Here is a 12,905-nt window from a genome sequence, read left to right as displayed (position 1 = left end):
AATTTAACGGCAGGAGGCAATATAAAAAACACCAACGACTTAATTTTTCGTTGGTGTTTTCTTTATAAATAGAATTCCCGCTACTAAGACAGCACTTAAAAACAGGGAAGCTGTTGAAATTAATAATTCATTTATATTATGACGGACTGCTATACCGATAAAAGCCCATATAAAAACTAATACAATAGCACGATCATCATAATGATATCTAAAATGTAGAGCGATAGCTGTTGCCAATGTTAAGAAAATGACAACCCATAAGGAGGTTGTAATGCCAAAACCGCTAAATTCATAATAAGTAAGCACATAATCTAAATTTGCTAGCGTCGCAACAAAAATCCATCCCAAATAGATAGATATTGGCACTCGACTCTTCCAATTGGACTCATTGCTGGAATAAGTTAGATATAGTAAGAATAAGAACCAAAGTAGGGCAATGATTGTAATGAGGGCAAAGCTAAATTTTTCATAATGCCATAGTAAAATCCAAGAGATATTGAATATACATGTTGCTAAAAATAATAATACTCTACGTAGGGGTATCTTCTGTTGATTTCTATATTCTCTTATAACATTCCAAATCCAGAATGCAAGTAATATATAAATAAAGATCCAAATTGAAAATACATAGCCTGCTGGTGTAAAAAGTGCTGGTATTCTAGAAGATATTTCACCAGTTGTTTGACCATTTATAGGTAGAGTATTTGCAAGTATATTAACAATAATCGTTGCAATATAACCACAAATCAAAAGGATAATTTTGATCAATAGATCCCCCTCCTTCTATATTTAATAAGTATACCTTTCAAATAAAGAGCGCACAAATTCAATTATAGAAATAATGTGACAAAAAAACGAATAATTGACATGGTGAAACATGGTATAATAGATTTCAAGGTAATTTTTAAAATAGGGGGAATTTTCTGATGTTAAAACAAAATTATCCAATAGTCTGGGATCTAGATCGTTTTTATCTAGGTGGCAGTAGCTCGTCAGCTTTACAACAACATTTAGATGAAGTAAAAGTTAAATTAGGTAACTTTGAAGTAAATATAAAAAAATTAGAAGTTCCAACCGCTGTACAAGAGGCGAAACAAATTAGCCATACAATTGAGGAATTAAGGGATGTAGCAGTAAATTTGTCGGAAGCTAGTGCTGTGATTGGCTGCTATCTAGCTCAAGATACGACAGATAAAAAAGCAACATTATTACAAGGTGAAGTTGGTTCATTGTATGCTAGGTTGTCTTCCTTAATGAATACTATACAACAGGTATTTAGTAAAACGGAAGGGTCAGTTTGGGAAGAACTTTTAAAGACAGATGAACTTTCACAATTCGAGTTTGTATTGAATGAATGGAGAGAGAATGCGAGTAAAATGCTCTCTGAAAAAGAGGAAGATTTAATAACTACACTTGAGGTGGACGGTTATCATGCATGGGGCCAATTATACGATATGCTTGTAGGAGACATTCGTATTAAAATAACTATTGACGGAGAAGAAAAATCTCTTTCAGTAGGACAAGCAAACAATTTGAGCTCCAGTGACAAAGCTGAAATCCGTAAGGAATCGTTTGAAGCATTGGAGCTTGCATGGACAGAAAAAGAAGATTTTATAGCAAAAGCGCTTAATCACTTAGCAGGCTTCCGCCTAGCGACCTATAAAAAGCGGGGCTGGGACAATGTTTTAGAAGAACCACTATCTATTAACCGTATGAAACAAGATACACTAGATGCAATGTGGGGAGCAATCTCTAAAAATAAAGCTCCGTTTGTGGAATATTTAAATAGAAAATCGGCGATGCTAGGCGAAAAAGCGATGCATTGGTATGATCTAGATGCACCAGTTAGTGCCTCTACCGAAAAAATGGATTTTCAACAGGGTGCTGAGTTCATATTAAAGCATTTTAAAGAATTTGGACCAAAGCTAGAAGAGTTTTCTCGTCATGCTTTTGAAAATGGGTGGATTGAAGCAGAGGATCGTCCGAATAAACGCCCTGGTGGGTTTTGTACGGGTATGCCAGTTTCACAAGAATCTCGTATCTTCATGACCTATAGTGGTACTATGTCGAATGTTTCCACACTTGCACATGAATTAGGTCATGCCTTCCATTCATATGCTTTAAGACCGGTTCATTGGATGAATACGAGATATGCAATGGGTGTTGCGGAAACTGCTTCGACCTTTGCTGAAATGATTGTAGCTGATGCCGCTGTTCGTGAATCAAAATCGACAGATGAGAAAATCGCTTTGCTGGAGGATAAAATTCAACGCAGCGTAGCTTTCTTCATGAATATTCACGCTCGCTTCTTGTTTGAAACAAGATTTTATGAGGAACGAAAAGAGGGAATTGTTTCTGCTACACGTTTAAATGAATTAATGGAAGAAGCTCAACGTGAGGCTTATGGAGATGCGTTAGACACAGTCCATCCACATTTCTGGGCTTCTAAATTACATTTCTACATTACCGATGTTCCTTTCTATAATTTCCCGTATACTTTTGGTTACTTGTTCTCTTTAAGTATTTATGCAAAGGCAAAAGAGGAAGGTACAGGTTTTGAAGAAAAGTATATTGCGTTATTACAGGATACAGCGGTCATGTCGGTAGAAGACTTAGCTATGAAACATCTACAAGAGGATATTACAGAGGAAGCGTTTTGGAAGAAGGGTATTGACCTTTGTATACAAGACGTCCAAGAATTCTTGCAATTAACTAATGCTAAAGGGTGACGGTGCTTGATATATTTAGAAGGAGCTAGTTGTTACTTAAGAACTTTGAATGTGAAAGACGCACCTGCTCTTGCGAATTTAGTGTATGACAATAAAATGTATTGGTCTGTTTTTGAACCATTACATCAAGAAGAATATTATACAGCTAGTGTACAAAGAGAAAAGATTCGAGAATCACTTATGCTCATGCAGGAAAAAAGAGAATATAGTTTTGGAATTTTTACACATGAACGAGATGACTTGATTGGAAGTATATCGCTTTATAGTTTAAAGCGAATGCCTTTTTCAAGTGGCCTCATTGGATACTCTATTGATCAAAGACACGTCGGAAAAGGAATTGCCTCAGAGGCAGTTCGACTTGTTAAACAATTTGGTTTACAGGATGTTCAGTTAAATCGTATCGAGGCATATGTATCTCCAAGAAACTTTGGTTCTATCAAGGTATTGGAAAACAATCACTTTGTTCGTGAAGGCTTACTTCGCAAGCTGTTATTTATCAATGGGAAATGGGAAGACCATTATATGTATTCTTCTATAAGAGGAGAGTTATAGCGTAAAAGAGGAGGCTATTCTAGAATAGCCTTTTTTTATTGGAAGGGTAAAGGAAATTATAATCACTGTAGTAGAGAAGAATTTAAAATAAAAAAGATTTAGCCTCTGACTTTATCAGAAGCTAAATCTCTTATTATGACGATTTCCTGGGAAATATATTATTTTTTGTCGATATTACCATCTGTAACAAGGTCTAATTTGCCAGTGTGAGGGTCAATAATGAGTCCATGAACTGGAACCTCTGGAATCATTAATGGATGACTTCGAATCATATCAACGCTATGTAAGACACTTTCCTTTACGTCTGAAAATCCTTCAAGCCATTCTTCTACCTCGATACCGGAGTTTTTTAGTACATCAAATACACGAGGGTCAACTCCACGAGCTGTCATCTTTTCAAGAATCTTATCCGTTTGTATAGAACTCATTCCACAATCATGATGACCAATTACATAAATCTCATCTGCTTGAAGCTCGTATACAGCAACGATTAAACTACGCATGATTCCACCAAAAGGATGGTTAATAACAGCACCAGCACTTTTAACAATCTTTACATCACCATTTTTCAGGTTCATAGACTTTGGAAGCATTTCAACTAAACGCGTATCCATACAAGTTAGAATAACTATTCGTTTGTCTGGAAATTTAGTCGTTACGTAAGGCTCGTAGAGTTTATTTTCTACAAATGATTTGTTGTAGTTTAAAATGTCGTTCAAACTTGGCATAGTAATTCCTCCTTCTTTATCTATATATTATACGAAAAAAAAGGACTTTACTTAAGATTTGTTTGAAACTTTCCTAATTTTTTTTAATTATCTCATTGCTCTTCTTTTATTAGTGGTAATAAAAAATGATTTACCTGTACCGATAGCTACAGATTGCAATGGTTCTGGAGCAAGGTGGACAGGGACTTCGATTACACTACTTAACCATTCTTCTAAGCCTTTTAATAGAGCGCCTCCACCAGTGAGAACTACACCGTGATCCACAATATCACCTGAAAGCTCAGGAGGACATATTTCTAAAGTAGCACGAATTGCTTCTAAAATAGCCTCTAGAGATTCTCTTAATACTTCTTGAATTTGTGTGGAGGATAGCTTTACTACTTTTGGTAATCCTGTCACAACATCTCTTCCGCGTATTTCCATTACTTCTTCAGTATGAGGAACAAGTGCATATCCAATAGTCATTTTTACTAGTTCAGCTGTAGGTTCTCCAATGATTACATTAAACTCTTTACGGATATAGTGAATGATTGACTCATCCATACGATCACCAGCAGCTTTAACTGTATTCGAAGCAACTACTCCACCGTAAGAAATAATGCCTACTTCTGTTGTACCACCACCAATGTCTACAATCATACTTGCAACTGGCTCATTAACTGGCAAGCCTGCGCCAATTGCTGCGGCAACAGGCTCTTCCATAAGCTGGACTTCCTTTGCTCCACTTTGACGGACAGCATCCTGAATCGCTCTACGTTCTACAGATGTTGCCCCTGATGGTGTACACACAATAACCGTAGGTTTCCGAAGTGCATTTCCCATTTTCTTGCTCGCTTTTTGCATGATCAACTTTAAAAGCTGAGTTGTTACATCAAAGTCAGCGATTACACCATCCTTAAGAGGTCTAATGACTTCTATAGAGGTTGGTGTTTTACCAATCATTTTCTTTGCTTCTGATCCAAAAGCAACGATTTCTTTTGTTTTTGTGTTTACTGCAACAACAGTTGGTTCATCTATAAGTAAGCCTTTATTTTTCGTATAAACTAAAGTATTAGCAGTTCCTAAATCAATACCAATATGTGAATTTGACAACATATGTCTTCCTCCATTTCAATTGCTCTACGTTATTATAATGGAAAATAAACTAAATGCCATTTGTTACATAATGGAAGATTACATGTGTTTCAATCGTTGCAATTAGTAAAAGACTATTAAAAGGTAGGAAACTGATTATATTAGCCTAATTTGTTTTCGTTTTGTAATACAAACGTATTCAAAATGAAATGAAAAAAATAAGAAGTAACAAGCTTTAAAATAAAAAACAACCGCAATTGTCATTGCGGTTGCTAAGATTAAAATTTATTTGTTGGTTTTGGATCTACAATAATTGCATCTTGGTTGTTCATTGGCCCTGAGAAATAGAACATGATTACTGCTCCAATTGCTAGAATACCTCCAGCGAAACCAAGAACTGTTGCTATGAATAAGCCCATTTTTAACACCTCACTATTCATATTACTATCATTATAACTTATTTTCACTAGATTTGTAAAAGGAAAAAGTTATTTTTGTGAACAGATTGTGATTAAAAAGCCCAGTTCCCATTTCGGAAAATCGGTTCTTTTGTGCCATCTTCTTTTATTCCATCAATATTCATATTTTCAGAACCAATCATAAAGTCTACATGAGTAATACTTTCATTTAAACCGTTGGAAGCTAGTTCTTCACGAGTCATTTTTTTACCGCCTTCGATACAGAATGCATATGCACTACCAATCGCTAAGTGGTTTGAAGCATTTTCATCAAATAATGTGTTGTAGAATAATAGATTCGAATTAGAAATCGGAGAATCATGTGGTACAAGTGCTACTTCTCCAAGATAATGGGAGCCTTCGTCTGTTGCAACTAAATGCTCTAATACTTCTTGGCCTTCTTCTGCTTCTACTTTTACAATGCGACCCTTTTCAAAAGTTACGGTAAAATTATCAATAATATTACCACCGTAGCTTAAAGGCTTGCTACTAGCTACGTAACCATCTACGCCAGTTTTTAATGGAACAGTGAACACTTCTTCAGTAGGCATATTGGCCATGAAGTCCTCACCTTTTTCATTAGTGCTACTAGCTCCACACCAAAGATGACCGGTAGGCAACTCAATTGTTAAATCTGTACCAGGTGCCGTGTAATGAAGCTTTTTATAATTTTTGTCATTTAGGTAGTCTACCTTTGTATGCAATAATCGGTCATGCTCTTTCCATGCAGCAACTGGGTCTTCTAAGTCAGCTCTCACCGCACTAAAGATTGCTTCCCATAATGCTGGAACTTGCTCATCTTGAGGTAGGTCTGAAAATACTTTGGCTGCCCATTTTTTTGAAGGTGCTGCAACAACAGACCAACTAATTTTGTCCGATTGAACATATTGACGATATTTAGACATTGCTTGACCTGATGCCTTTTGGAAAGCTGAAATTTTACTAGAATCTATACCTTTTAGTAAATCAGGGCTTTGACTAACAATGCTCATGAACGCAGCTCCAGATTCAGCTAATTGTTCTCTTTCCTGTACTTTCCACGGAGGGAAGAAATCAAAAGAATCTTTAGGGGCTAATTCATATCGCATACGTGTTAACTCGTCATCTGAAAAGTCTACATATACTGTTTTTGCACCAACTTCATAAGCTTTTTTAGTTACTAAGCGAACGAAATCCACACTTTCTGTAGATGCAGCAATATATAAATCTTGCCCCTTTTGAATATTAACTCCTACTTCAACAGCTAAAGCAGCATACTTTTCTAACTTATTTTCAAAGGTTGACATATTCATACTTCCTTTCTTTACTTAAGAATATAGTATCAGTCTTTAGGGTGCTTTATCAATCCTTCACAGATAATTATGACAAAAAATGTCCACATAAATTAAATAAAATTTATAGTTAGAATCTTTTTATTAAAATACTGATAAATTAACCGAAATAAAGTACAGAAATAGAATGTGGGGGTTAATGAATTGGATAAGTCTACAGTAATTGGTCTCATCTTAGGAATAGTAGCTTTAGGAGTAGGAATGGTTCTTAAGGGAGTAGGGTTAGCTGCACTATTGAATCCAGCGGCTATTCTTATTATTATCGTTGGAACCATAGCAACAATTGTCATAGGATTTCCTATGGATGAGTTAAAAAGAATTCCTAAGCTTTTTGGTGTAATTTTTAAAGAAAAAAAATTAGTGCCTGATAGTGAGGTTATTAAATTGTTCTCCAATTGGGCTGATTTGGCTCGTAGAGAAGGGTTACTTGCGTTAGAAAGTAAAACAACAGAAGTAGAGGATCCATTTCTAAAAAACGGCTTAACTTTGGCGATTGACGGTCAAAATGCTGACTATATTAGAGATGTCTTAACAGAAGAGATTAGCGCATTAGAAGAAAGGCATTCAACAGGGGCACAAATTTTCACTCAAGCAGGTACATATGCACCAACCCTTGGAGTACTTGGTGCTGTAGTAGGTTTGGTAGCTGCCTTGGGAGATATGAACGATGTTGAAAAGCTTGGACATGCTATTTCTGCAGCGTTTATCGCTACATTGCTAGGGATTTTTACTGGTTATGTCCTTTGGCATCCGTTTGCAAATAAACTAAAAAGAAAATCAAAACAAGAAATTAGACAAAAAACAATGATGCTAGAGGGAATTCTTTCCGTTTTAGAAGGAGATGCACCTCGCGTGATAGAACAAAAGCTGGCTTCTTATCTATCTATGTCTGAACGTAAAAAAGTTTTAAATGAAAGCGGGGAGGCTGGCCTTGGCAAAGAAGCATAAAAAACATCAACATGAAGAGGAAATGAGTGAATCTTGGCTTCTTCCTTATGCAGATATTTTAACCCTGCTATTGGCATTGTTCATCGTGTTATTTGCTTCTAGTACCGTAGACCAAGAAAAGCTAAACCAAATGTCTGCAGTTTTTAATCAGGTATTTGATGGAGGCACGGGTCTAATGGAACAGCCATCTCCTATGGATGTTCCTAGAAATAACAATAGTGGTGACTCCAATCAAAGCATGGCTTATATTGAAGACCAGCAAGCATTGTCTGAGATTCAAGATAGTGTAGATGAGTATATTGCAGTGAATGCACTCGAAAAACAATTCGCAACTGAATTAACAGATGAAGGATTGTTAGTGACTATTAGAGATAGTATTTTATTTGATATGGGAGAGGCAGAAGTAAAGCAGGAATATAGACAAATTGCAGAAGATATTTCTGATTTGTTAGTATTTGATCCACCTCGAAATGTGGTCATTACAGGACATACAGACAATATTCCGATATCTAGTAACATTTATGCCTCTAACTGGGAGCTAAGTGTTATGCGTTCGGTTAACTTTTTGAAGATATTAGTGAACAATCAAACAATCGATCCGCTATATTTTAGTGCGAAGGGGTATGGAGAGTTTAGGCCAGTTGCGTCAAATGACACGGGGGAAGGACGAGCAAAAAACCGACGTGTTGAAGTACTGATACAACCACGTGTATTAGAGGATGGTAGCTTAAACGATCAGCCACAGTAAAGATGAAACTGACAATTATTTAAAATAGTTGTCAGTTTTTGTTTGACTTTCTTAAACAAAAGTTTATAATTAAAACAAAAGTTCAAGAGAGAGGAGGTAAAGGTTTGGAATCAAAGGAAATTAAAGTTTTAACATATCTCCGTAAAAATCCATATGCTTCGCAGCAGGAAATGGCAGATGAGCTAAAGATGTCTAGGCCAGCTGTAGCTAACATCATTTCTCAGCTTATAAAAAGCGGGAAAATAATTGGACGTGCATATATATTGCCCGAGAATAAAGAAATTATTTGTATAGGTGGAGCAAATGTTGATAGGAAGTATATTGTAAAAGATAAATTACAAATGGGAACTTCCAACCCAACCACAAGCCTCCAAAGCATAGGGGGTGTAGCCAGAAATATCGCCGAAAACTTAGGCAGGCTTGGAAATACCGTTCGCTTGCTTACAGTTGTCGGCAATGATATGGAATATGCCTCGATTGAAAAGGCTTCTAGTCATTGGATGAATTTATTTTCTGTGGAAAAACTTGCAAACTACTCCACGGGAACTTACTCAGCTGTTTTAGACAGAGGAGGAGAAATGTTATTTGCTTTAGCTAATATGGATATTTATGATCAGTTGACAGTAGAATACATGAAAAAACAAGAGGCTTATCTGACCAATGCACAGCTTATTATAATAGACATGAACTGTCCTAAGGATGTCATGGAATACATTCAAGCCTTGGCAGTTGGAAACAAAATACCACTTGCTATTATTCCAGTATCATCTCCAAAGATGAATAGGATGCCAGAATCATTAGAAGGTATAGAATGGCTCATAACTAACAAAGATGAAGCCGAAACTTATTTTCAAAAACAAATTATCGATGAGGATTCATGGAAAAACACTGCTGAAGCATTCGTTCAAAAAGGTATACGTCACGTGATAATTACTAATGGCAGCAAGGGTGTCGTGTTTGCTGGAGAAGAGAAGGAAACTATGTTTATGCCTGCTATACATACTGAGCAGGTTGTTGACGTGACTGGAGCAGGTGATGCATTTGTCTCTGGGACTCTTCATGCGTGGCTAGAGGGAGCAGAGGTACAACAGGCAGTGTTAACAGGAATGATAAACGCAACAAAAACACTACAATCTGCAGAAACAGTAAGAACTGAGCTATCTAAAATGAAGCTAACTAATGAACTGGAGGAATATACACAATGAAAAAATATTTAACATACTCACAAGAAGTAGAACAAGGAATGGCAGAAGGAAAAGCAATAGTAGCACTAGAGTCAACAATCATTTCCCATGGAATGCCTTATCCTCAGAATATAGAGATGGCAAGAAAAGTGGAGCAAATCATCCGTGACAATGGAGCAGTTCCAGCAACAATAGCAATAATGGACGGGAAAATTAAAATTGGACTTTCAAATGAAGAATTAGAAACTCTTGCAACTAGTAGTAATGCTAGAAAAACTTCTAGAAGAGATTTACCTTACGTAGTGGCTTCAAAAGAAATTGGTGCTACTACTGTTGCGACAACAATGATTTGTGCAGATCTTGCAGGAATCCAAATGTTTGTAACTGGAGGTATCGGTGGTGTTCATAGAGGAGCAGAAACTACAATGGATATTTCTGCAGACCTTGAAGAGCTTGCTTCTACAAATGTTGCGGTAGTTTGTGCGGGGGCTAAATCTATTCTAGATATTGGATTAACATTAGAATATTTAGAAACAAAAGGTGTGCCAGTTGTAGGTTTCCAAACAGAAGCATTCCCAGCATTCTATACAGCTACTAGTCCTTTTAAATCTAACTTCCGTATGGATGAGGAAAAAGATGTTGCTGAGATGTTAAGCGTGAAGTGGGAGCTTGGTCTTCAAGGAGGAGCTATTATCGCAAATCCAATTCCAGCAGAGTACTCATTGGATGAGGAATATATGAATGGAGTAATTCAATCGGCATTACAGGAAGCAGAAGCGAATGGTATTAAAGGTAAAGACGTTACACCATTCCTACTTGGAAAAGTAAAAGAGCTAACTGAAGGTAAATCGTTAGAATCTAATATCGAGCTTGTATACAACAATGCAAAAGTTGGGGCAAAAATTGCAGTTGAATTGAATAAATTATCTTAAGTAATAAAATCCTTTCCTAATCTTAGGGAAGGATTTTTTTGTTACATTTACGTGAAAAGCATGAATAGATGGCAGATTTCCACTTTCGGCGAGCGCTTTCCGTGGGGTGAGCGAGAAGCCATCCCGATGCTTGCGCGTTGTATGTGATGACTTATCTGCCTCAATCATCCCACAGGAGTCGCCGATTGTCGCTCCAATTTTGGTTTAGGTAATTGGAATGGTTATAGAAAAGAAAAAGAGAGGTAACCTTGGAATAGACCGGGTTACCTCTCTAATAGTTTGTTTTTCCTGTGATACAGTCGATTTAGACTTGCGAAAAAGACTTATGCTCAGCTTACTTTCTTAAACTACCAAGCTCTGCAACAATTGCTTGCATTTCACTTGGACTAAAAGAATCTCTTTTGTTGACCATTTCATATAAATATACGAGATCTTCATAGGCTGTAGCTTTAAAATCCTCTGATTTCATCGCATCTACATTTACCATACGTAATTTTTCCTTGATTGTTTCAAGCATATAGCTGATATTTTCAACGGAAGGTTGAGTTAGATCCATTCTTTTGTACCTGCCTTTCATACATTAGAAATATCATTTCACGCTACGGATGGAATGTCAAATACTAATTAAGACTTGCTAGCTAGTTTTTCTTCTTTTAGCTTGTTTTTTATACGTTTCGTTTCATAAACTATAACTCCGGATAGGCCAAGTAATCCTATTAAGTTAGGAATAGCCATTAAAGCATTGGTAATATCCGAAAAGGTCCATATCAAATCTAAAGAAACAACGGATCCGATGAACACCATGGCAACAAATGCAATACGATAAATGATTAACAACGACGGATTCTTAAATAAGTACTGGAAGCATTTTTCTCCGTAATAGGCCCATCCGAAAATTGTAGAAGATGCAAAGAAAATTAGACCTACAGCAATTACTATTGGCCCCCAATCCCCAAGGAAGTGACCAAAGGCTGCTGAAGTAAGATCTCCACCAGTTATATTAGGATCTTTATACATCCCAGACATTACAATCGTAACTCCTGTGATTGAACAGATTATAAATGTATCTAGAAATACTTGAGTCATAGAAACGAGAGCCTGTCGACCAGGTAAATCAGTTTTTGCAGCCGCGGCAGCTATTGGAGCGGAACCAAGTCCTGCCTCATTAGAGAATACGCCGCGTGCAATACCATAACGGATAGCTGCACCAACAGCTCCGCCAACTGCTGCTTCTCCTGTAAACGCAGATTTAAAAATAATAGCAAAAGCTTCAGGGACTGCTGTAATATTGGTAACCATTATTACAAGACCAGCGAGTATGTAAAACAAAGCCATTACCGGTACAAATACTGCAGTTACATTTCCAATAGATTTAATACCTCCAAGAATAACGAGAGCAGTAAAAATAGTGAGAATTATGCCAGTAACCCACGTTTCAATTCCAAAGGTAGATTCAACTGCGCTCGAAACTGAATTAGCTTGTGTGCCGTTTCCTATTCCGAATGCAGCTAATGCACCAAAAATAGCAAACAGCACTGCTAACCACTTTTGTTTTAAGCCATGTTCTATGTAATACATAGGTCCGCCGGCCATTTGACCTTTAGCATCCTTTACACGATATTTAACTGCTAGTATTGCTTCACTATATTTGGTTGCCATCCCAAAGAAAGCGGAGAACCACATCCAGAAAACTGCACCAGGACCTCCTAGTAAAACTGCAGTAGCAACACCGACAATATTACCTGTCCCTACGGTAGCAGCAAGTGCAGTAGTTAGCGCCTGGAATTGTGATATATCTCCTTCCGCTGTCTTATCATGCTTTCTAGAAAAAGTAAGCCTTAAAGCTACTGGCAGCATTCTAATTTGTAGGAAACCGACTCGGATGGTTAAAAAAATTCCTGTCCCTACTATTAGGATGAGTAGAGGGATTCCCCATAGTACATCTGAGACACTTTTTAATATTTCTAGTAACTTATCCAATTAATATCCTCCTTAATTCGTTTTGTTATTAAAGTTTTTGCTAGCATCTCAAAAAATGAGGAAATAACAAAATTTTAATAAACTAAATTTATTTGCATTCAATTCCTTTCACATTAATTTTTATCCTTTTAACAATATTCGTAAAATTCTCTCAAATAGTCAAGCTTATTTTTGTAAAATATTATTATTAATAGTTTGATTCGTAAAAGCCAGGGTATAATAAAATTAATATAAAATAGCT

General features: G+C 36.6%; 13 protein-coding genes. 6 read left to right on the top strand and 7 right to left on the bottom strand.

Annotated elements, in window-relative coordinates:
- Positions 1–39: 39 nt before the first annotated feature.
- Positions 40–768: a tryptophan-rich sensory protein gene (locus MKY94_RS16620; RefSeq protein WP_151112891.1), complete on the bottom strand. Its 729-nt coding sequence runs from the start codon at positions 766–768 to the stop codon at positions 40–42.
- Positions 769–926: 158 nt separating this feature from the next.
- Between MKY94_RS16620 and MKY94_RS16615 the strand changes: the two genes are divergently transcribed.
- The gene (locus tag MKY94_RS16615; RefSeq protein ID WP_342577426.1) at positions 927–2,729 is read left to right on the top strand and encodes a M3 family oligoendopeptidase; all 1,803 of its coding nucleotides are present in this window, start codon (positions 927–929) and stop codon (positions 2,727–2,729) included.
- Between the two features lie 6 nt (positions 2,730–2,735).
- Complete coding sequence (locus tag MKY94_RS16610; RefSeq protein WP_144541378.1) at positions 2,736–3,281, top strand: GNAT family protein; 546 nt, start codon at positions 2,736–2,738, stop codon at positions 3,279–3,281.
- A 158-nt stretch (positions 3,282–3,439) separates the two neighbouring features.
- Here MKY94_RS16610 and MKY94_RS16605 read toward each other — a convergent pair whose 3' ends face one another.
- From MKY94_RS16605 to MKY94_RS16590, 4 genes are all read right to left on the bottom strand, one after another.
- A complete protein-coding gene (locus tag MKY94_RS16605) occupies positions 3,440–4,009 on the bottom strand; it encodes a carbonic anhydrase (protein ID WP_144541380.1) in 570 nt (189 codons plus the stop codon).
- Positions 4,010–4,096: 87 nt separating this feature from the next.
- A complete protein-coding gene (gene mreBH, locus MKY94_RS16600; RefSeq protein WP_144541382.1) occupies positions 4,097–5,104 on the bottom strand; it encodes a rod-share determining protein MreBH in 1,008 nt (335 codons plus the stop codon).
- A 257-nt stretch (positions 5,105–5,361) separates the two neighbouring features.
- Complete coding sequence (locus tag MKY94_RS16595) at positions 5,362–5,502, bottom strand: hypothetical protein (RefSeq protein ID WP_154310020.1); 141 nt, start codon at positions 5,500–5,502, stop codon at positions 5,362–5,364.
- A gap of 92 nt (positions 5,503–5,594) precedes the next feature.
- Positions 5,595–6,827, bottom strand: coding sequence for an aminopeptidase (locus MKY94_RS16590; protein WP_144541384.1), 1,233 nt, complete (start codon positions 6,825–6,827; stop codon positions 5,595–5,597).
- A 189-nt stretch (positions 6,828–7,016) separates the two neighbouring features.
- On the opposite strand from MKY94_RS16590, the gene motA reads away from it, so the two are divergent.
- From motA to MKY94_RS16570, 4 genes are all read left to right on the top strand, one after another.
- Positions 7,017–7,820 carry a flagellar motor stator protein MotA gene (motA, locus tag MKY94_RS16585; protein ID WP_144541386.1) on the top strand — a complete coding sequence of 268 codons (804 nt, stop codon included), beginning with the start codon at positions 7,017–7,019 and terminating at the stop codon, positions 7,818–7,820.
- Positions 7,804–8,568 carry a flagellar motor protein MotB gene (motB, locus tag MKY94_RS16580; protein WP_144541388.1) on the top strand — a complete coding sequence of 255 codons (765 nt, stop codon included), beginning with the start codon at positions 7,804–7,806 and terminating at the stop codon, positions 8,566–8,568. Before motA ends, motB begins: the two co-directional genes overlap by 17 nt.
- 104 nt (positions 8,569–8,672) lie before the next feature.
- Positions 8,673–9,773: a carbohydrate kinase gene (locus MKY94_RS16575; protein WP_151112898.1), complete on the top strand. Its 1,101-nt coding sequence runs from the start codon at positions 8,673–8,675 to the stop codon at positions 9,771–9,773.
- Positions 9,770–10,684, top strand: a complete 915-nt coding sequence (locus tag MKY94_RS16570) for a pseudouridine-5'-phosphate glycosidase (RefSeq protein ID WP_144541392.1) — start codon at positions 9,770–9,772, stop codon at positions 10,682–10,684. The genes MKY94_RS16575 and MKY94_RS16570 overlap by 4 nt, the downstream gene beginning before the upstream one ends.
- Positions 10,685–11,018: 334 nt before the next feature.
- Here the strand turns inward: MKY94_RS16570 and MKY94_RS16565 are convergent, their stop codons facing one another.
- Together MKY94_RS16565 and MKY94_RS16560 are read right to left on the bottom strand one after the other, a co-directional pair.
- Positions 11,019–11,240, bottom strand: a complete 222-nt coding sequence (locus MKY94_RS16565) for a DUF1128 domain-containing protein (RefSeq protein WP_144541394.1) — start codon at positions 11,238–11,240, stop codon at positions 11,019–11,021.
- Between the two features lie 68 nt (positions 11,241–11,308).
- Complete coding sequence (locus tag MKY94_RS16560; protein ID WP_342577425.1) at positions 11,309–12,664, bottom strand: sodium:alanine symporter family protein; 1,356 nt, start codon at positions 12,662–12,664, stop codon at positions 11,309–11,311.
- Between the last annotated feature and the right edge of the window lie 241 nt (positions 12,665–12,905).

Origin of the sequence: Psychrobacillus sp. FSL K6-2843 (assembly GCF_038626375.1) — a bacterium.
GTDB lineage: Bacteria > Bacillota > Bacilli > Bacillales_A > Planococcaceae > Psychrobacillus > Psychrobacillus faecigallinarum.
The sequence above is the reverse complement of the archived record's forward strand: the minus strand, read 5'-3'. Positions and strand labels throughout refer to the sequence as shown.

Excerpts from the sequence above, each read along its gene's own strand:
- MKY94_RS16615 (WP_342577426.1), top strand. The coding sequence starts at position 927 with ATGTTAAAACAAAATTATCCAATAGTCTGGGATCTAGATCGTTTTTAT.
- MKY94_RS16605 (WP_144541380.1), bottom strand. The coding sequence starts at position 4,009 with ATGCCAAGTTTGAACGACATTTTAAACTACAACAAATCATTTGTAGAA.
- mreBH (WP_144541382.1), bottom strand. The coding sequence starts at position 5,104 with ATGTTGTCAAATTCACATATTGGTATTGATTTAGGAACTGCTAATACT.
- MKY94_RS16595 (WP_154310020.1), bottom strand. The coding sequence starts at position 5,502 with ATGGGCTTATTCATAGCAACAGTTCTTGGTTTCGCTGGAGGTATTCTA.
- MKY94_RS16590 (WP_144541384.1), bottom strand. The coding sequence starts at position 6,827 with ATGTCAACCTTTGAAAATAAGTTAGAAAAGTATGCTGCTTTAGCTGTT.
- MKY94_RS16570 (WP_144541392.1), top strand. The coding sequence starts at position 9,770 with ATGAAAAAATATTTAACATACTCACAAGAAGTAGAACAAGGAATGGCA.
- MKY94_RS16565 (WP_144541394.1), bottom strand. The coding sequence starts at position 11,240 with ATGGATCTAACTCAACCTTCCGTTGAAAATATCAGCTATATGCTTGAA.